Raw genomic sequence first — 19,457 nt, 5'->3', positions numbered from 1 at the left:
TTCGCTCGCTCTGCATCGGGCGGTAGTGAATAAGAGCCAAAAAATGGCCCGAATTGCCGAGATTCCTGCAACCCGTGTATATGGCATGAAAAATGGACTTATATGCGAAGGGAGAGCGATAGGAGGATTCGAAAGAAAGGAAGGGTGCCCCATGCTTGACCGAGTTCTTAACGGATATGTAGGTGCGATGACGTGCGAGCACCGCCACATCGAGCAGCTTGTGCGACGCGTTGAGGCCACCCTCCACGAGGCCAGTACCAACGACCGGCCCGCAGAGGTCATGAAAAGATTGCTGGCCGAAGTCGAAGAGCTCGAATTGTGTCTCACTCGGCACTTTCAACGAGAAGAGGACGGCGGCTTCATGGAAGACGCGATCGCTGCCGCCCCTCGGTTTGCCAAGGAGGCCGAAGGATTGCTCGACGAGCACGATCAGATGCTGACGAAAGCCAGGGAACTTGTGCATGGTGCGCGAGCACAAGCCAGGAGCCCTCGCACCGATTGGGCGGTATTTGTCGGCGAGTTGCGCACCTTGATCAAGCAGCTTTTATCGCACGAGGTGCGCGAAAACAACTTGTTGCATCGCGCCTTCAATTTTGCCGATGGCACATAGGGACTGGCGTGCGGATGGCTCGGCCGATTCAAAATGCTGCCAGCGGACCGCTCTCTAGAAGGTCCATGATTTCTTGCGGTGTCTCGGCATAGTTGAGCAAGGAAAGATGCTCATCCGCAATGACGCCTTCGTCTGCCAAGAATTGAAAATCGATAACGCGTTGCCAGTATTCGCGCCCATACAAGATGATTGGAATCGCCTGCATGCGATTCGTCTGACGCAACGTTAACGCGTCGAATAATTCATCGATGGTGCCGAACCCACCAGGGAAGACAACCAAAGCTAGAGCGCGCAGTAGAAAGTGGAGCTTGCGCAGCGCGAAATAGTGAAACTGAAAGCAGAGCTCTGGCGTAATGTATCGATTGGGAGTTTGTTCGGCGGGAAGTCGGATATTCAGTCCGATCGACTTGGCGTCGGCGTCAAAGGCTCCGCGATTTGCGGCCTCCATGATGCCGGGTCCTCCTCCCGTGACGACGACATAGTGTCGCGGTCCGGTTTCTTGACCCAATGTGGAAATCAAGCGAGAGAATTCGCGCGCGTCGTCGTAGTAAGACGATTTTGCCCACAAACGCTCACAGCGCGTCACGACACGGGCGAGAGCCGGATTAGCTGGATCCGCGGCCATCGCCTGCTGCGCCGCGTGCAAGGCACTCTCCGCCTCGGAGCGTTCGAGAATCTTCGTCCCACCGAATACGACGATTGTCGAGCGGATGTCATGCTCCTCAAGCGCCATCTCCGGCTTGAGCAGTTCGAGTTGCATGCGCACGGAGCGTAACTCGGGTTTCGCGAGCAGAGCCACATCCTGTTCGGCAAGGGTCAGACTGGGGGAGTTGAGGATTGCCTGGTAGTTCGCATCGGCACGGTCGGTCATGATCGAGTTTCCAGTTCGACAGATTCACCCAAGTGCGGCACGTATGAGTTCCATCCCTTTAGCTCGCGCAGCAACCGTGAGAAGGCCATCGCGCTCGCCTTCTCGCCGTGTGTTACAAAGGTACGTCGCGGAGGCGGTAGCGGGCTCAACCAGCGCAACAATTCCTGGCGATCAGCATGGCCGCTGAGGCCTGAATTCTTGACGACGCGTGCCATAACTCGAACGTCGCGGCCATGGATGCGCAGCGTTGTAGCGCCCTCCTCTAGAGCTCGGCCACGGCTGCCGGCGGCCATAAACCCGCCCAAGAGAATCGTGTTTCGCGGGTCGGGTAGCCGTTGCTCGAGATGAAATAGAATTCGCCCGCCGGTCATCATGCCTGACGAAGCAATGATAATCACTGGGCCGACCACGTTATTGATTCGCTTCGATTCGTCGACGGTGCGCGCTAAATGGACATTGGGTCCGCGGAACGCAGAGGCCGTTTGCGTTATCATCCCTTCACTCAGATCGTTCTCGGCGGCATGCGAACAATAAATGTCAGTAGCCTCGGCGGCCATTGGGCTGTCGAGAAAAATGGGGAGCCGCGGCGTTCGCCCCTGCTCGGCCAGGAGCTGCAATAGATAGATGAGCTGTTGTGCGCGTCCGACGGCGAATGCCGCCACCAGTATCACGCCTCCGCGACGCACGGCGTCATTGACGGTGTGCGACAGCTCGTCAAGCATATCGCCTTGCGGATGATCACGATCCCCGTACGTACTTTCGCAGACTAAATAGTCACATGCCGGCGGCGGTGCCGGATCGTGGTAAATAGGAGCGTTATAGCGACCGACGTCGCCAGAGAAAAGAATCGTCGTCGCCGGTGCCGTCTCATTGGTCGCTTCGACTTCGACCATCGCCGAACCAAGCAGATGCCCAGCGTCATGGTAGCGACAGCGAAAGCCGCGTGCGGGCGAGAACCATTCTTTACGCTCTACCGGCCTCATTAGCTGCAGAGATTCTTTGACGTCGATTACGTCGAACAATGGCAGGACGGGATGATGCCTCGAAATCTTCTTGCGATTGGCGTACTCGGCATCCATCTCTTGCAGTTTAGCGGCGTCAAGCAACATGATGCGAGCCAGGTCCCTGGTCGCCGGCGTACAATAGACGGGACCCGCGTAGCCGAACTTTACCAGGCGCGGCAGATACCCGATGTGGTCGATGTGGGCATGCGTAAGGACGATGGCGGCAACGCTCTCTGCGTCAAAGGGGAGCGGGCTCCAGTTTCGCAGACGGAGTTCCTTCAAGCCTTGAAACATTCCGCAGTCGATCAATATCTGCGCGTCGTTGTTCTGCAGAAGATATTTCGAGCCGGTAACGGTTTCGGCCGCGCCGTGAAAGGTAAGTGTGATCATCTTGCTTTGGCTTCTGACTTCGATACGCCTTGATGCATGTCGCCTCGCGGGCCCTTCTTCTTATAGGTCACCAGCAACTTCAGACTTTCGACGATAGTAACCGGCATCAGTGAGACGAAAAGCACCACGGCCCATTGCTGCGGTGAAAGATCAGTTGCGTCAAACAGGCCTTGTATACCCGGTACGGCAACCACGCCGACTTGCAGCACGAGCGATGCGGCGATCGCGATAAACAGATACCGATTGGAAGTGACGCCCAGTTCCGGCAATGTGTATCTTTGACTGCGGCAAGTAAAGGAGAAGAAGAGCTGGGAGAGAGCCAGCACGCAGAAAGCCGCGGTACGTGCAGCCTCCAAGTGCTGGCGAGTTCCGGAGTAGGTAAGTTCGAATACAATAAGGGTAACAGTAGCGATTAACAGCCCTTGCCAAAAGATTTGCAAACCCAGGGCGCGCGTAATCAGCGTTTCGCGTACAGGGCGCGGTGGCCGGTGCATAATGTCGGGGCCGGGCGGTTCGAGTCCGAGCGCTAGCGCTGGCAAGCCGTCGGTGATGAGATTGATCCACAGGATTTGCACCGCCGTGAGCGGACTTGGCCAGCCAAAGACCGCCGCGAAAAACATGAACAGCACTTCTCCCGAGTTGCAGGTCAAGAGGTAGCGGACAAACTTTTGTATGTTGTCATAGATTCCGCGTCCTTCCTCAATGGCATTGACGATCGAGGCAAAGTTGTCGTCCGTCAGGATGATATCCGACGCTTCTTTCGTTACGTCAGTCCCTGACAGGCCCATGGCGATACCAACATGCGCTGCCTTTATGGCGGGCGCGTCGTTGACACCGTCGCCGGTCATCGCGACGACTTCGCCGCGTGCCCGCCAGGCTTTTACGATCGCCAACTTGTGTTCGGCCCGCACGCGGGAAAAGACGGCCAGACGCGGCAATTCGGCCTCCAATTGTGCGTCAGATAGAGCGTCGAGCTCCTGCCCCGTGATTACTCGCTGGCCCGCTTCGATAAGCGCCAACTCTTCGGCGACGGCTTGTGCGGTGGATGGGTGGTCGCCCGTAATCATGATGGATCGAATTCCCGCGCGGCGACAGCGATCAATGGCGCCCCGCGCTTCTTCTCGCACCGGATCGGTCATCCCGACCAGTCCGAGGAATACCAAGCCGCGCTCTTGATAGGTGCCCTCAACCACCTCTGGCGCCTCCCGATAGGCAAAAGCTAGCATTCGCATGGCTCGGGCGGCCAGTTCCGCCTGGTACTTGAGAATTTCCTGGCACCTGCGGGCGTCGAGCGGGACTGCTTCACCGCGGCAGAATTCGCGGTCGCACTTCTCCAATACGACCTCCAAGGCTCCCTTGCAGTAGATGGTCGCGACTTGGCCGTTATCAGTCGCGACGGACATCGCCTTTCGCTGGCTGTCGAAAGGGATTTCATGAACGACGCGCAGATTCGGATCGGCAGTACAGCCTCCCTTGGCGGCCAAGACCAATAGGGCGCCTTCGGTCGGGTCGCCGACGATCTTCCATTCGCCGGCCGTTGACACCAGCCGCGCGTTGTTGCAATACAAGGCGCAAGTCAGTAACTGCCGAAGATCGATGGCCATTATCGCGTCGCACGGCACGTGATCGGCGGACTCTTTGCCATCGGTTGGCCCAGCGAGCGCCTCCACGAGGCTGGTGGCTGAAACAACTTGTCCGACTGGCGCATAGCCCACACCCGTTACGCGATAAATCTGGTCTCCGGCGACTACAACGCGCGCCGTCATCTCGTTGCGCGTTAGTGTGCCGGTTTTGTCCGCGCAAATGACCGTCACGGATCCAAGCGTCTCGACACTGGCTAGCTTGCGGACCAATGCATGGCACTTGGCCATGCGCTGCAGCCCGATCGCCAATACCAGAGTGACGACCGCCGGCAGTCCTTCGGGGACGGCGGCGACCGCCAGGCTTATGGCGAGCAGCGCTACTTCAAGCGGATCGCCCCCGCGCGCCAATTGAAGAGTAAAGATGACGGCTACAATCGCCAGGCACGTCACCACAAGGAGCTGACCTAGTTCCTTGAGCCTGCGCTGCAATGGGGTAAGTTCAGGCTCGCTGGTGGCGAGCATACGGGCTATGTGGCCCAGTTCGGTATGCATGCCGGTCGCCGTGACCACAGCGCTAGCTTTTCCGGCGGCGAGCTCTGTTCCCATGAAGACCATGTTGCGGCACTCGGCGAGCGGCGTCTCCGTCGGAAGCACGATATCCGCAGATTTGGCGACTGGCTTAGACTCACCTGTTAGCGCCGCTTCCTGCGCGCGCACGCCAAAGGTCCGCAGCAGGCGGGCATCGGCTGGCACCTGGTCGCCGGCCTCAAGCTCAATAAGGTCGCCGGGTACGAGCGTTCGCGCAGCGATTTGTTGCACGCGCCCCTCGCGCACGACCTTACATAGGGGAACCGTCAGTTTGCGCAGCGCCGCCATGGCGCGTTCGGCTTTTTGCTCCTGAAAGAAACCAAGCACTCCGTTGAGTACGACAATGGCGAGGATTGCGACGGCATCTATCCACTCGCCCATCAGCCCCGAAATGATCGCCGCGGCGATGAGGATTCCGACTACGAGTTCTGAAAATTGCGTAAGCAGTTTGCGCCAGACAGGCACGGCGGGGCGCTCGATGAGCGCATTTGGACCAATCGACTGCAGGCGCGCAGCGGCCTCAGACAACGCCAGGCCGTGTTCGTGCGACAAGAGACTTTTGACGTCTTGCACGGCGATTCGACGATAGATGTCCGAATCCGCATCGGAAAGGGCAGCAGACGAGGTCGAGGCCGGCGGCTTATTCGTTGCGGTGTCCATGGCGGCGGCGATGGTGATCCGAGGAAGCGCGCCACAAGCTAGTGATCGGACATTGCGTGATCATCACGCGCAAAAACGGTCGGCAGAATCACGGCTTCGCCTGCATATGAACGACCAGCACCGAACAGCGCGCGAATTGCAATATGGCCTCAGCAGTGCTACCCAAGAAGAACCGCTCGACAGACCCCAAATCGCGCGTTCCGACAATCACTAGATCAGCAGCCTCCTGGTTGGCCATCTGTAGAACGGTGTTAGCGACATTACCCTCGCAGAGAATCGGTAGATTCCCGAACGGTTGTGGCAACTCGGATGTGAAAGCGGCCATTTCATTGAATCTGCGCTGCTTATCAGTATCGTACTCCTCGCTGAAGCGGCGCGCGAACTCCTTATCGTGCCCAACCCGATCGGTAAACCAGGCGGGCACCTCCATGGACTGCAGAGGGTCGACCACGTGAATTACGGACCCGTTGGTCCCCTTTGGCCATGCCAGCTTTTGCAGGAAGTCGATCGGGCCATGCACTGCCGGTGGCTCGTCAACCGCCCACAGTACGCGATAGGGGGCTCGGTTCTCGCGTACATTTATTGGCCGAGCGACGAGCACCGGTCGCGTCGAGTGACGTAGAAGAGCGCGAGTCACGCTTCCGAGCAATAGACGCGCAGCGCCAAGACCGTCGGCTCCTACCGCAACGAAATCGGCGTTAACCTGCTCGGCCGCCAGAAGCAATCCGCGACGCGGGCCTTGGGTTCCCACGATTGTTGAAATGTTGCTCCGCAGTCCATCCGGAATGCGTTTTAGCGCTTCCTCGAAAACGGCCTTAGCCAAGCTGTCACGCGCCTTATCCGCGATTGCTTGTGATGTGTGAGTGCCGCTGAAGTGCAGCTTGGGCGGCGCGTAATAGAGTACAATTTCGCTTTTCCCCGGCAATAGTTCGGCCGTCTGTTGGACAGCCGCCCACGCGCCGTCCGAACCATCTACTCCTACGAGCGCCTTCATCCTGATATTCTCCTGATAGATAAACAAACCGCTACGCCGTCGCGGTCTTTTGTGGGACCGCAACTGTTCCCTTCAACGTCAGAACTGGGCAATGAGCGCGGCGCACGACCGCTTCGGCGATGCTTCCCATCAGCACGCGCCCCAACCCTGTCCGGCCGTGCGTGCTCATAACAATCAGGTCGACGGTGTCGTCTTTGGCCACTCGTACGATCTCGCGCGCTGGGTCACCTTTCAAGAGGCGATACTCGTGATCTACGGGCGGATTGCGCGGAACGACGTTGTGCAACATCCGCAATAGTTCATCCGTATCCGGTTCGGGTATGCCGTAATACATCTCGCCGGCGCCGTAGGCAGCGGGTAACTCAGCGATATGTACGATGAGCAGTTTCGCACCGTTCTCTTTTGCCAAGGTCGCCGCATAATCAAGGGCTTGATCGGCAATCGTCGAGAAGTCTGTCGGAAAGAGGATCTTTTTTACATGCATTTCAGTTCCTTCCGTTTTGGAGAGAATCATTTCACCGCAGAGGCGGTTGGCGGAGGCGACAACGCGTAACGAAAGATCGCGGCCAGCGGTGCGCCGGTCTTTATCTTTTGCCACGGAACTGCAAACACGCCCCCCCCATGTAGCAGTACTTCGGCACACGCGCGATCGAGCAAGTCCTCGGTGCCCGGCCGCTGCTCGTGATCGACATGAATTTTGCCGTGTTCGCTGTCGAAGGTGCCCCACAATGGGCCTGACTGGCGAACGAGAAGCGATTTCACCTGCCCGGCCGCGGCGGCCGGCAGAATCACGTGCACCTCGTCACTTACTTCGCAACTGCCTAGTCCGTTTTCAAACGATCGCACGACCTCGGCCTGCTTATGCTCCCATAGTCGGTGTAATAAACGCTCGGCCTGGCGGTATAGCTCTTCGGCCGTCAGGCGATCTGGATTCTCGGCAATGTGCTCGTCGAGCAATTGAGGGTGGCGCGTGACACTCGCAAAGAGTGGATAGAGGTAGTCGACGCCGGTGAACAACAGAGGACCCGTGTCACCGCGCAGATGTGCTTGCAAGGCCCGGTCGACCTCGCGAAAGAACTTGATGATGTTCGTCTTTCGGTGATCGGCTAGACCTCCCTGTCCATGAAAAGCGGCATCCTGCTTCACGGAGGTTCCCGCCTTGGCCGTGTGGGACTGTTGGGTTCCGTCGCGCGAGCCCGTATCAATAACTTCCGCGAGCGCAATTGGCATATCGGGAACTTGTTCTTCGGTCAAACCGTGCATGTCGCCACGAAAAAGTCTGGCTCTATTCTGGCTGATTCCCAGTAGCCAAAAAGGTCGATTCCGCTGAACTAGCGCGATGAGGGGACGAATATACGGACGCGGCCCGACCCAGGCCACGTCTTCGACCTCGACCGGCAACCGCTCGATTCGGCAACCTTCTGGCGACGCGAAGATCGCCAATCCTCGGCAACCGCGAACAGATGCGAGGTTATCTTCAACAAGGCTTGAAATCGGAGATACGAGCGCTCTTGCGTCCGTTGGACGCATGCCTGAGCGAACCAGTGCGTTTTCGCACTCGCGTAGCCGATCCTTAAGGCGGATGGTGGCCGCGTCAGTTGCTTCATTCGTGACGCCCACTGTCTCATAAAGCGAGACCCAGGGCCCGGACCTTGTGCCAGCCAGCGCGGCCAACTCTTTTTGCGATAAGGGGTTCATAATCGATTCCTCGGCAAAGGCCGATTCTCTATGACGATTGGAACTTTTAATTCGTCGCGAACTTGGAATACGCCATCGATTTGTCGTGCGAGGGTTATGGCCATTTGTTTCAGGTAAAAGCTCGACACTCGTCCCGTGAGCTTGAGCACCCCCTCGCAGAAGTCACAGTGCACTTCGCGCAGTTCCGGATAGGAGGAATTCGCGAATCGCCGTCGCGCACTCGCGTCGACGATCGCGTCTGTATCCACATAAAATCTACGGAGGTTGCAATGTGGCGGACCAGCGCCACACTGCTTCCTACCGGCCGGTTCCAGCGCCCGAACACCTATTTTGTCTCCGCTGGTCGCCCGGTTCACAGCTGTTTCCCCCACAAGATCCTTGACGATTGAGAAGATCCCACCTGTTGCCCCCGCCGTTAGGCATGCACCTTGATTTTGCAAGCCTTGGCAACCTCGGTCTTAGGCATCTTGATTGTCAGGACACCGTTCTTGTATTGGGCGTCGACCTTCGCTTCGTCGACACAGCAAGGCAATGTGACCGTGCGGGAAAAGGTTCCCTGATGGCGCTCGACCCGATGACAGGTCTTGCCTTTTTCCTCTTTTTCTTCCTTGCGGCTGCCGCTGACGGTCAAAAAGTTATCCGTCACTTGAATATCAATTTCCTCTGGCTTGGCTCCGGGCAGGTCCATCTTTACTTCGATGGCCCCCTCGGTTTCGGTCAGGTCGAGCGACGGTACCATCGTGCCGCGTGGCCAGAATTCATTGGCCTCGCCCAATACGCGCGACGTGAGCTCTCCAAGCTCTTCCTGCAGGACAGCAAACGGTTGCAACCAATTGCGGCGGGCTTGCGGGCGTCGCGATGTCAGAACGGTTGTCATGGTCAGTGCTCCTAAAAAATGATCCGTGGTCTTACCTACAGCCCCTTCACCCATTTCTGACCGTGGTTAAGGCACCTCGCGTGCCATTGCGCCTTGCCACTAAAAAAATGCGGGTTGCGGCGGTAAACTCCCGTCGTAATGCGGGTTTCTAACGATTTCAAATAGCTAGGCTAGCCAACAATGGACAATTGTTCTTACTTGCAGTCGTGCCGTATTCGCACACCCGCTCGGAAGAAATAGACGCGGGTCAGCACGATGTCGAGAGCACCCAGCTATGCGAGTAGGCCTTTTTGCTGTATTCGCTGAGTTTCGCGAGTAGCAGACTGGCAGTTGAACGGTAAGCGGATACGATGCTGGGCTGATGTGCGTGGGGGCACACCTGTGCGGGAGCCATGGGAAGTCGGCCGCACGTTTGCGTAAAGAGGCTAGAAACTCGGGGAAGGTGCCTCATGGCCGCAAAATATCTAAGCAAGTACGAACTCGATGGTGATAGTCGCGACGATCGGAAGTCCTTCCTGGGCATCACTGCTCATGATGAGCAGATGATTTCCGCCCTTCGAGTGCGATTCGCGGAATTTGCACCGCAGCTGGCCGAGGGTTTTTACCGGCACCTGCTATCCCATCCCGAGACGGCCAGGTTGCTCGCGGACCCGCAACTATTGGCGCGGCTGAAGGTCGCCCAAATGACCTATTTCGAAGAACTGGTCTCAGGTAATTACGACGAGGAGTACTTCGAAAAGCGAGTTCGCGTCGGTGAAATCCATAACGCCGTCGGGCTCGAGCCCAAATGGTATCTGGGAGCGTATAACCAATACGTCCAGCTAGCGTTTCCGTTCTTTGCCGAGCAGTTGGGGGCCAAGATACCCGCCGAGCTCTTGGCCCTTCTCAAGGTCATTTTTCTCGACATCGACCTGGCTTTGCAGACCTATTTCGCCGCGGCGACCGAGCGGATGCGCCAGCAAAAGGAAGAGCTGCAACACGCGGTCGACATGTATTTCCAGGCGGAGCTCCGCTCGCAACAGTATGCCAAGCTCGCCGGGCACGAGGTGCGTGGCGCCCTGCAATCGATCTCCGCGATTTGCGAGACGGTGGCCGAGGATTTCGGCGAAAGCCTTCCCTCTGAGGCGCGAGAGTCGCTACTCGCTGCGCACCGTCGCTGCTTGAAGACACATCAGGTCGTGGAGAACATACTATCCCAGCCCGATCGCGCCGGCGAACCTTCGACAGTGAACGCCCGCCAGCTAGTAAGGGAGGTCGGCGATCGCTTGGACGACTATGCCGGCGGCAAGGACGTCCAGTTCAAGGGGCTTGATGATGATGCGTCAGTATGGGCCGATCCCATCGCGCTCCGCGAGGTTTTTGCCAATTTAATCGCTAATGCCATCCACTATGCCGATAAGACGCCCACACAAATTGCGGTCGAATACCTTCCCACAGCCGAAGAACACGTCTTCTGCGTAGCCGACAATGGTCCCGGCATTCCTCCGGAGTTGCAAAGTCAGGTGTTTGAGCCCTTTTTCCGTCGCGGCAACGGCGAGCAGGGGCACAAAGGGCGCGGTCTAGGGCTACACTTTGTCAGGTCAATTGCTGCCCGCCACGGAGGCAGAGCTTGGGTGGAGTCCATCGTTGGCCAGGGTAGCCGGTTTTATTTCAGCCTGGCGAAGGAACCGCACACTGCCTGAGTCTCTAACGCACAACACCTCGCGCACTCCCCGCAAAATCCACGGGATTCCGGGCAATGGGAATCGAAGACTAAGGTATGGCATGGAAAGTGCCTACTAGTCTCGATAACCAACGAATCCCAATAATTCCACTCCCCCCGATGGCAATGTCACTTCTTTACGTTGAAGACGACGTCATGACCCGCCAGGCGATCGCCGGACGGCTGCGTCGGCGCGGCTACGAGGTGATCGAGGCTGCGTCTGGGGAGGAGGCACTGGGTCTGATGTCCAAGCAGCCGCGCCCCGCCGCAGTTATCCTTGACGTTGACCTGCCGGGAATTGACGGAATTGAGACGTATCGCCGCCTCCTGGCGATACATACTGGCTTGCCCGCCGTAGTCTGCAGCTCAAAAATCGCGGACGGTGCGCGCGGTCCCTTTAAGGCATTGGGCGTGCCCGACGAATTGCTGCTCGCCAAGCCGTGCGAGTTCCAGCGAATGCTGACGGCTATCCAGTCAGCCGTGCATAGCGATCATAATGGAGCGGTGTAGGTAGCCCTCTTGCTGCGACTGCGAGGGCAAACCACAAGTTGCACGGACCGCTCATTGGATATTGTATTTTTCCAACAGCCGATAGAGACTGCGCCGATTGACCCCTAATGCGCGTGCTGCTTTAGCTTTGTTGCCGCGCTCACGAGCCAAGACCTCGACGACATGCGCCCGTTGAATGGCGGCCAGGCTCTCTTCTTCCAGCTCAGCTTGGCCGTCGCCATTGACCTGCATGTCGGCAAAGTGCGCGATCTCAGCAGGCAGTTCCTGTAAGCGAATTGTCGGTGGGTCGGCGAGTATTTTGGCGCGGTCGATCGCGTTGATCAGCTGACGCACGTTACCCGGCCAACGATAACGACATAGCGCGGCTATCGCGTCGTCGGCAATTTTCCAATCAGGCCCCAAGAACTTTGCTACTAGTGGTTGTACGTCGCCGCTTCGCTCCCGTAGCGGGGGCAGTTGCAACGACATAACGTTGATTCGATAGTACAGATCTTCGCGAAACCTGCCTGCCGCCACTTCCTGGGCCATGTTCCGGTTGGTGGCCGCTAGCAAACGAACATCGACTCGCCGCTCCTTCACAGAGCCGACTCGCCGCATTGAACCGTCCTCGAGCACGCGTAGCAGCTTGGCTTGCAAAGAGCCGGCGAGCTCGCCGATCTCGTCGATAAAGAGCGTGCCACCGTCCGCCATTTCGAACAAGCCTTGCTTGGCCACGGCAGCGCCGGTGAAGGCACCCTTTTCATGTCCAAACAGCTCGCTTTCCAAAAGTGATTCCGGCAGGGCCGCGCAATTGATCACGACCAGCGGCTTATCCGCACGCAGGCTGTGTCGATGCAAGGCCTTTGCGACAAGTTCCTTGCCAGTACCACTTTCTCCCTGGATCAAGATGGCTTTGTCTGTGGGCCCGGCTCTTTGAATCAGGCGATAGACCTCCTGCATCGGCCTTGAGTTGCCGACCATGTCTCCCTCGACCCGTTGATTACGTCCGAGAACCGCCTGGAGTTGCTGGTTTTCCTTTCGCAGCTGGCGGCGCTCGTGTGCCTTTTCAATCAACGTCTCCAATTCCGTCAGCGGGAAGGGCTTCGTCAGGTAGTCGAACGCGCCAAGCTTCATGGCCCGCACGGCAGATTCCACGCTCCCTTGGCCGGTGAGCACGATCACTTCGCTCTCGGGGTTTTGAGCACGTAGGCGTTCGAGCAATTCCATTCCCGACATGCCGGGCATCATCATGTCGATCACCGCCACGTCGAATTGCCGGCGTTCCGCGAGCGCAAGCGCGGTTTCGCCGTCACCGGCGTCCTGAACATTATGTCCGCGGCGTGCGAATCGCTGCACGACAGATGCACGAAACTCAGGGTCATCATCGACGATAAGCAGGTCGGTGGGCTTGAGCATCGCGATATTCATCGAAGGGATGTGAAGACCGAGACACATGCGACTGATTTCGTTCCCAAGAGCAACGTTGGTGCCATGAAGAAAAAAAGGCGGCAGTCCAACGCCTAACGCCGGAATGCCTGAGGGTTGGAGGTTTCCGATGTGCGGGCTGTGACGACGGGTGTGCGAAATGTCGCGCTAGTGATGTGCTCAATCGCACACTTCGAGTGATTCTAGCCTGAAATGCCGCAAGCTTCATCTGGCAATCTACCGGCAATCGTGCTCGTAGCGCCAAATTGTTGCGGCGGCACGCAACATGCGTTTGTCGCAAAACTACCGTTCAACCATCCACTTGAGTGGAAGAGGCTTGCGAATGATGCGTCAAACCGCACTCAGCGAATACATCCGCTCGCGACACGATTTTCCTCGACAGGGATCCGTCTTTCGCGATATCACGCCGCTGTTACTCAATTCTAAAGGATTCCGCGAGGCCGTTACGCAGATGGCGAGCGGTTTTCGCAACATATCCATCGACGCGGTCGCGGCTGCCGAGCCACGAGGCTTCATCTTTGCGGCGCCACTGGCCTTGGAACTGGATGTAGGCTTCCTACCCGTTCGAAAACCGACTCGTGTCCAATTCAGTACTCAAGCGTTCGACTACGCGCTGACCGATTTCCATGAAGACACTCTATTGGCCTACAGGGATAATATTAACCCATCACAACGGATCCTATTTGTCGATGATCTGTTGGCAACGGGCGCAAGCGTCGACAGTTGCTGTCGGCTCATTGAGCATGCCGGGGGCATTGTTGTGGGCTGCGCATTTCTGATCGAGCTAACAAGTTTCGGCGGGGCAGAGCGACTGAAACGATACGACACACGCAGCCTGATCGAATACCCGTAATCGTCAATCGACATTGGTTCGGGCATAAAAACAATCTTCGGTGCTCAGGCTGCGGAAGCGTGGCATGGCATCCAAAGTGAGGAAGGAATTCGCAAGAATGTCACTATACATGAAGGTCGCTTATGCGACCGCACTACTTACCGCCACGCTCATCTCCGCCGCGTGGGCGCAGGAGAACACGACTCCGCCCAAGCAAAAGAGCGCAGGCGGGCTAGCGGACGAAATCAAATCGAATGACGTCGCGGGGCTCATGCAATTAAAGCTGCGATATGTCCAAAAGGTTCTCGAAGGCGTCGCACTCGAAGATTTTGACGAGATCGCGAAGAGCGCTGAGATGCTGGGACTGCTTACTCAAGATGAGCATTGGCAGGTTTATCAAACTGTCGAGTATCGACAACGTAGCGCCGAGTTCCAGCGCGTCAGCGACGAGCTGGCTAAGGCCGCCAAGCGACAGAATATTGACGCCGCGGCCTTGAGTTATCTGCAATTGACAATGAGCTGTGTCAATTGCCACAAGCATACGCGCAGCATTCAGAAGGGGACGAAATAACGGACCGTCGTGCTCCGCCCTCGTCGTGAATTCTGGCCGCACGTCCTCGCGGCGTACGTGCTTAGAAACATTCCAAACTTATAGGAGATTCAACGGATGAAATGGATCTTAGTCACCCTCGTCGTGGCGGCGACAGCCTGTTCCGGCTGGCTGGCGAGTGCCGAGCCCGCGAAAGAGGAAGCACAGAATTACTGGATGAAGAAGAAGCTCGACTTCTCGACGCACATCCTGGCAGGCCTGGCAACCGCCGATTTCGAGAAAATCTCGACTGCCGCGCAGAGCATGAAGAACCTGAACCAGATCGAGGAGTGGGCGCGCCGCAAGAATGCCGACGAGTACCGCACGCAGTTGCACATCTTCCGCTTTGCCAACAGCGAGCTGGTTCGTCAGGCCGAAAAGAAGAACATGGACGGCGTAGCCTTGGCCTATTCGCAGCTCACGCTTAGTTGCGTCAATTGCCATAAGCTGATGCGCGATGCGAAAGACTGAAACCATCAAGCCGCTCCATGCCCATGACACGTACGACGATTAATTTTTTGCTCGACTGTGCCTTGTTCCTGGTCTTCGTGACGATCGCATTTTGCGCCGTGGTGTTGCGCTTTGTGTTTCCGCCGGCGACGAGCGCCGCGCAATGGACGCTGTGGGGAGCTTCGTACGACGATTGGGCTCAATTTGAATTCGCAATTCTGTGCTTGTTCACGCTGGCGGTGCTCGTCCACGTCATGTTGCACTGGACTTGGATCTGCGGCGTCGTTTCGAATCGGCTGACCGAATGGCGACAAACGCCTTCGCGCATCGACGAAGCGAGCCGCACCGTCTACGGCGTCGGACTGCTGATTCTGGTGGTGAATATTGTGGGCGTTTCGATCGCCGTGGCCGCATTGACGATTCAGCCGCCGCCTTACTAAAGCCCAAGACGGTTTGCAAAACCTGGGCCAAGTGCCGGGGGACCGCGGGCTATCGGCACATGGGACAGCCAGCCGCAACTTCGCCCGCAGGCGTGCTGAGGAAGCCAGCGCCGCGCGCCAGGGAAACGACGCCCATCGCGATAACGAAGCAGGCGGCAATGCGCAGTGCTCGCTCGCGCGTGGTCAATGTCAAGAGCGAGCCACTGGCTCCCACGACGACGAGCAGCGGGACGGTGCCGGCGCCGAAGGCGGTCATTCGCATCAAGCCTCCTAGTGCGGTGCCCGAGCTGGCCGCGAGTGCCACGTAGGCATAGACCAGGCCGCACGGCAGGAGTCCGGTGAAAACACCAGCCAGTAGCGTCCCCCCGAGCCGCTGGTCTCGCAAGAACGCGCCCAATAGTCCTGGCGCAAGGCAGGCTGGCAGCCGCTTAGAGTGCGGCCATGAGACGAAGCCGGCCGAAACCAGTCCCTGGCCGATCAACATGACCCCCGCTAGCACCGCCAAGATCGCCTGCAGGTTCACGAGAGTTGAAACACGGCCGGACATTCGCATGCCGGCGTATCCAGCCATCGCGCCCACGACCGCATAGGTGAAAATCCGGCCGCAACTAAAGATCAGTTGCCGTCGGAGATTGCTGATCCAATGCGGCTTCGGGCCCGCGACCGACAGCGCGATCGGACCGCACATGCCCACGCAGTGCCCCGAGCCGAGCAAGCCACCAAGGCATATCATCGCCAGCTCGATCATGCGGCCTGCTCCTTATGGAGGCCAACCGAATCGTCAGCCATTTCGTTGCCATCCCTGGGACGCTCGCCATCGGCTGATGGAACGTCGCTGTCGAGACCGGTCACGCCTGCTTCGTGCTGCAAGGCTGCATCGTCGTTGATCGCGACGGCCGGCCGGCCTGCCGCCAGCATGGCCGGACCGCGTAGTCGCAATGAATTGCCGATGACCAGCACGCTGCTTGTGACCATCGCGACGGCGGCCCAGATTGGGTTCAGCCAACCGAGCGTTGCCAGGCCGACGCCTCCCACGTTATAGAAAAAAGCCCAGAAGAGATTCTGCCGAATGATCGTTACCGTCTTTCGAGCGAGCGCGATCGTTTCTGGGACGCGGTCGAGGCGGTTACCCAGTAAGCAGACGCCCGCCGACTGCCGCGACACGTCAGCCCCGCAGCCCATCGCGATTCCCACATCGGCGGCCGCTAGCGCCGGTGAATCGTTGATGCCATCACCCACCATGGCGACAGCGCCCCATTCCTGTTGCAGGCGCGCAATCGCATCGAGCTTGTCGCCGGGCAGCAGTTCTGCCTTGAAACCGACGTCGAGCGTTTCGGCCAGCGTTTTCGCACGGCTTGCGTTGTCGCCGGTCAACATACAGACATGCACGTTTAGCTGCCGTAACCTTTGAATCGCCGCGACTGCCTCAGGACGCGGCTGCTCGTCCAAGATAAAAGCGCCCTGCACGCGACCCTCCCAGCCGACCCACACCAGCGAGCATCCGTCGGATTGGGCGCGCGTCGCGGCTTCCGCAAGTCGACGCGGCGTCGCGAGTCCGTTTTCCCGCATCAGCCGCGCATTGCCCAGCCACGTAGCGCCCACGTCAGGCAGTTGGGTCGTGAGGCCGCGCCCTGGGAGAGTCTGTACGCGGCCTTGATCATTGGTTGCCGCCGAAATGTCAGCGTGTTCGCGCCGAGCGAATTCGGCAATCGCGATCGAAAAAGGATGGTTGGACCGTGCGGCCAGAATCGCGGCTCTTTGCAGGATCGCCGCGGCGGACTCGCTTGACGGGACCGCGCGGTTGGCGTCTTCTTCGACGACCCAGTCGCCAGTCATCAAGACCCGAACGCGCGCATCGCCCGTCGTCAGCGTGCCGGTTTTGTCCAGCGCCACAGCGCGCACTCGCGCGAGCCGCTCGAGAGCATCACCGCTGCGCACCAACACCTGATCATGGGATGCACGGCCCAAAGCTGCCCACACGGCCATCGGCGTCGCCAGCCCTAGGGCGCAGGGGCAAGCGATCAACGACACGGCCAGTCCGGACAGCAAACCTTGCTCAAAACCGGCGCGCGCCGCATGAATGCCAAACGTGGCCAGTGCCAGTACCGCGACGACGGGTAAAAACCAGGCGCTGACCCGATCAACGAGCCGGGCATGAAATCCCTTGGCCTGCCGCGCGGCGCGGACTAATTCGATCATTCGCGCCAAAGCGCCGTCTTGTCGCTCGGCCGTGACCGTGATGAGCAAATCCCCATCGAGATTGACGCAGCCGGCGTACACGTGATCGCCCGGCCCTTTGGTGACGGGACGGCTTTCGCCGGTGATCACCTGTTGGTCGACGTCGGCCGTGCCGGCGCGCAGGCAACAGTCGAAGGCAAACCGCTCGCCGGGCAACACGTGCAGGCAGTCTCCGCGGCCGACCTCGTCGCAGGAGACAAGCGTAGATTCGCCACCGCGCATCACGCGCACGCGGTCTGGCAAGAGATGTTCGAGCGCGTCGAGCGCGGCCGTGGTCTGCAGCTTGCCCGTCGCATCCAGCCAACGTCCGACGGTGACCATGACGAGTACGACGTCGGCGACCTCGAAATAGACGTGGCCGCTACCGCGGACAACGCTGATCGCGGAATACGTCATGGCCGCCGCCACGCCGAGCACCATCAGCAAATCCGTGCTCGCGCGGCCGCGCCGCACCTGCTGCCAGGCGCCGGCGGCCAGCGGCTGGCCCAGTAGCCACACCACGGGCAAGGAAAGTAGCAGACACAAGTAACGAAAGGCGTCGCGCAGCGGTTCTGCCAAGGCACTGGTCAAGGATGCTTCGCCGGCATATACGTCTTGCGACCAAAGGTCCATGCTGAAGACCATGACGTTCATAGTCAGAAAGATGCTGACGCCAAGCCGCGTGAGCAGTGTGAGGACTGCGCCTGCCGGGGCGTCTGACGTGGTCGCGGTATGCGCCAGCGCGCAGCCGTAGCAGCAATATTGCGGCTCGGCTTCGACGGCCGCGTCACGGCGCCGTGCCCCCCATCCGCGCGACAGGGGTAAGGCGCAAAACGCGCAACATTCCCGGAGACCTATGTCGGTCATGGAGGAGGTACCAGCTCGTGCTGCAGGTCGGGAAAGAGGTAACTAATCGTGTAATAGACCGCGAAGCACCAGAAACCGATCCATACCATTCGCACGTACCAGGGAATGCGATTGGTCGTGTAGTTATGGAACTGATGCTCGAACTCTTCCGATGCGTCGTCAATTTCGGACATACGAGGGCTCCTCATCCAGCCAGAAGGACTGCGCGCGTTCCGGCTTGTCCAGACGCCGCTCGTTGTCCAGCATGGCGTATTTCGGTCGTTCGATGTCACGGAACATGCCGTTGGCCGCGGCCCAAAAAAACAAGAGCAGGAAGCCCGTGCTGGCCAGGATGTAATTCGTGATCGGCGCCACGGCAAACGCGCCGTCGGCGTCGCCGCGATAGATGCGGATCAGTTCCAGGAACTTGTTGCCGAAACCGATCAAGCTGGGAAGCAAGATTGCCAAGGCCAGCAGCAGCCCCAACAGTCGGCGCCGGTAGTTAACGCGTTTCTCCCTCATGGCGAGGCCTCCATTTTGTCGACCGGCACATAGGCTTCGTAGTACGGATAGCTTTCCAGCCACGAGCCGAGCCATTGGACGTAGGTCATGATCGCGAGTCCGCGCTTGTTCGGCTTATTCGGCGCACCATCGAAAAACCAGGGATAGAGTGGCATGGGCGAGTCGGTCGAGACCGACTGCGGACGGAAGAAGTGGGTGGCATGCCAGTCGTTCGAGTGACGCCCCCCCTCGCGGCTCAAGTCGGGCCCCACGCGGCGCGTGCCGAACATGACAGGTCGTTGCAACACATTTTGATATTCCTCGGTTTTCGATACCGGGCCCCAGCGGCGTGATTCATTCGACACCGGTCGGACGAACTGGCTGTGGCAATGCCAGCACCCTTCACCGATGTATATCTCGCGGCCCAGCCGCAAGGCCTCGGCACAGTTTTCCTTGGTCGGCTCGCCGAAGTGTTCGGTGAACGATTCCGGAAAGCGCTTGCTCAAATCTTCGAATTCGTACATCAAGTTCGCGTTCGGCAGCTCGGCGAGCGTCTGCTCAGGCAGGTCCTGATACATGAAAATCGGCACCAGCGCATTCGAGACGAAGGCGAACAGGAAAAATCCCAATCCGCCAATCAACAGCACGCCACCTTTGGTTTCAAACATGA

General features: G+C 58.7%; 20 protein-coding genes. 7 read left to right on the top strand and 13 right to left on the bottom strand.

The genetic code is table 11. The features are described from left to right. The first annotated feature begins 151 nt into the window (after positions 1-151). On the top strand, positions 152-610 hold the full coding sequence (locus VGN12_03400; protein HEY4308476.1) for a hemerythrin domain-containing protein: 459 nt from the start codon (positions 152-154) through the stop codon (positions 608-610). A 28-nt stretch (positions 611-638) separates the two neighbouring features. Here the strand turns inward: VGN12_03400 and VGN12_03395 are convergent, their stop codons facing one another. The 7 genes from VGN12_03395 to VGN12_03365 all read right to left on the bottom strand — a co-directional run bounded on the left by VGN12_03395 (position 639) and on the right by VGN12_03365 (position 9,275). Next, positions 639-1,481 carry a TIGR00730 family Rossman fold protein gene (locus tag VGN12_03395; GenBank protein ID HEY4308475.1) on the bottom strand — a complete coding sequence of 281 codons (843 nt, stop codon included), beginning with the start codon at positions 1,479-1,481 and terminating at the stop codon, positions 639-641. After that, positions 1,478-2,875 carry an MBL fold metallo-hydrolase gene (locus VGN12_03390; protein ID HEY4308474.1) on the bottom strand — a complete coding sequence of 466 codons (1,398 nt, stop codon included), beginning with the start codon at positions 2,873-2,875 and terminating at the stop codon, positions 1,478-1,480. The genes VGN12_03395 and VGN12_03390 overlap by 4 nt, the downstream gene beginning before the upstream one ends. Continuing rightward, positions 2,872-5,706 carry a cation-translocating P-type ATPase gene (locus VGN12_03385; GenBank protein HEY4308473.1) on the bottom strand — a complete coding sequence of 945 codons (2,835 nt, stop codon included), beginning with the start codon at positions 5,704-5,706 and terminating at the stop codon, positions 2,872-2,874. The genes VGN12_03390 and VGN12_03385 overlap by 4 nt, the downstream gene beginning before the upstream one ends. 88 nt (positions 5,707-5,794) lie before the next feature. Continuing rightward, on the bottom strand, positions 5,795-6,700 hold the full coding sequence (locus VGN12_03380) for a universal stress protein (protein ID HEY4308472.1): 906 nt from the start codon (positions 6,698-6,700) through the stop codon (positions 5,795-5,797). Between the two features lie 31 nt (positions 6,701-6,731). Further along, positions 6,732-7,184, bottom strand: a complete 453-nt coding sequence (locus VGN12_03375) for a universal stress protein (GenBank protein HEY4308471.1) — start codon at positions 7,182-7,184, stop codon at positions 6,732-6,734. Positions 7,185-7,210: 26 nt separating this feature from the next. Then, the gene (locus tag VGN12_03370; GenBank protein ID HEY4308470.1) at positions 7,211-8,398 is read right to left on the bottom strand and encodes a hypothetical protein; all 1,188 of its coding nucleotides are present in this window, start codon (positions 8,396-8,398) and stop codon (positions 7,211-7,213) included. 415 nt (positions 8,399-8,813) lie between these two features. Then, positions 8,814-9,275 carry an Hsp20/alpha crystallin family protein gene (locus VGN12_03365; protein ID HEY4308469.1) on the bottom strand — a complete coding sequence of 154 codons (462 nt, stop codon included), beginning with the start codon at positions 9,273-9,275 and terminating at the stop codon, positions 8,814-8,816. 449 nt (positions 9,276-9,724) lie between these two features. Between VGN12_03365 and VGN12_03360 the strand changes: the two genes are divergently transcribed. Further along, a complete protein-coding gene (locus VGN12_03360; GenBank protein HEY4308468.1) occupies positions 9,725-10,957 on the top strand; it encodes a protoglobin domain-containing protein in 1,233 nt (410 codons plus the stop codon). Positions 10,958-11,103: 146 nt separating this feature from the next. Then, positions 11,104-11,487 carry a response regulator gene (locus VGN12_03355; GenBank protein ID HEY4308467.1) on the top strand — a complete coding sequence of 128 codons (384 nt, stop codon included), beginning with the start codon at positions 11,104-11,106 and terminating at the stop codon, positions 11,485-11,487. Between the two features lie 51 nt (positions 11,488-11,538). On the opposite strand, the gene VGN12_03350 is transcribed toward VGN12_03355, so the two are convergent. Next, on the bottom strand, positions 11,539-12,921 hold the full coding sequence (locus tag VGN12_03350; protein ID HEY4308466.1) for a sigma-54 dependent transcriptional regulator: 1,383 nt from the start codon (positions 12,919-12,921) through the stop codon (positions 11,539-11,541). A 256-nt stretch (positions 12,922-13,177) separates the two neighbouring features. On the opposite strand from VGN12_03350, the gene VGN12_03345 reads away from it, so the two are divergent. From VGN12_03345 to VGN12_03330, 4 genes are all read left to right on the top strand, one after another. Further along, entirely contained in the window at positions 13,178-13,765 is a 588-nt protein-coding gene (locus tag VGN12_03345) for an adenine phosphoribosyltransferase (GenBank protein ID HEY4308465.1), read from the top strand. Positions 13,766-13,862: 97 nt separating this feature from the next. Next, positions 13,863-14,315, top strand: coding sequence for a hypothetical protein (locus tag VGN12_03340; GenBank protein HEY4308464.1), 453 nt, complete (start codon positions 13,863-13,865; stop codon positions 14,313-14,315). A 96-nt stretch (positions 14,316-14,411) separates the two neighbouring features. Then, the gene (locus VGN12_03335) at positions 14,412-14,804 is read left to right on the top strand and encodes a hypothetical protein (GenBank protein HEY4308463.1); all 393 of its coding nucleotides are present in this window, start codon (positions 14,412-14,414) and stop codon (positions 14,802-14,804) included. 17 nt (positions 14,805-14,821) lie between these two features. Beyond that, entirely contained in the window at positions 14,822-15,223 is a 402-nt protein-coding gene (locus tag VGN12_03330) for a DUF4405 domain-containing protein (protein ID HEY4308462.1), read from the top strand. Between the two features lie 49 nt (positions 15,224-15,272). Here the strand turns inward: VGN12_03330 and VGN12_03325 are convergent, their stop codons facing one another. Genes VGN12_03325 through VGN12_03305 form a run of 5 tightly spaced genes read right to left on the bottom strand, consistent with a single transcriptional unit; the run spans position 15,273 to position 19,455 of the window. Then, entirely contained in the window at positions 15,273-15,971 is a 699-nt protein-coding gene (locus VGN12_03325; GenBank protein ID HEY4308461.1) for a sulfite exporter TauE/SafE family protein, read from the bottom strand. Further along, a complete protein-coding gene (locus tag VGN12_03320) occupies positions 15,968-18,307 on the bottom strand; it encodes a cation-translocating P-type ATPase (protein HEY4308460.1) in 2,340 nt (779 codons plus the stop codon). Before VGN12_03320 ends, VGN12_03325 begins: the two co-directional genes overlap by 4 nt. After that, positions 18,304-18,480: a hypothetical protein gene (locus VGN12_03315; GenBank protein HEY4308459.1), complete on the bottom strand. Its 177-nt coding sequence runs from the start codon at positions 18,478-18,480 to the stop codon at positions 18,304-18,306. Before VGN12_03315 ends, VGN12_03320 begins: the two co-directional genes overlap by 4 nt. Continuing rightward, positions 18,467-18,808, bottom strand: coding sequence for a hypothetical protein (locus VGN12_03310; GenBank protein ID HEY4308458.1), 342 nt, complete (start codon positions 18,806-18,808; stop codon positions 18,467-18,469). The genes VGN12_03315 and VGN12_03310 overlap by 14 nt, the downstream gene beginning before the upstream one ends. Next, a complete protein-coding gene (locus VGN12_03305; protein HEY4308457.1) occupies positions 18,805-19,455 on the bottom strand; it encodes a cbb3-type cytochrome c oxidase subunit II in 651 nt (216 codons plus the stop codon). The genes VGN12_03310 and VGN12_03305 overlap by 4 nt, the downstream gene beginning before the upstream one ends. Between the last annotated feature and the right edge of the window lie 2 nt (positions 19,456-19,457).

The sequence above is a fragment of the Pirellulales bacterium genome, assembly GCA_036499395.1.
In the GTDB taxonomy this organism is placed as follows: Bacteria; Planctomycetota; Planctomycetia; order Pirellulales; family JACPPG01; genus JACPPG01.
This window is presented reverse-complemented; position numbering and strand designations above follow the sequence as displayed.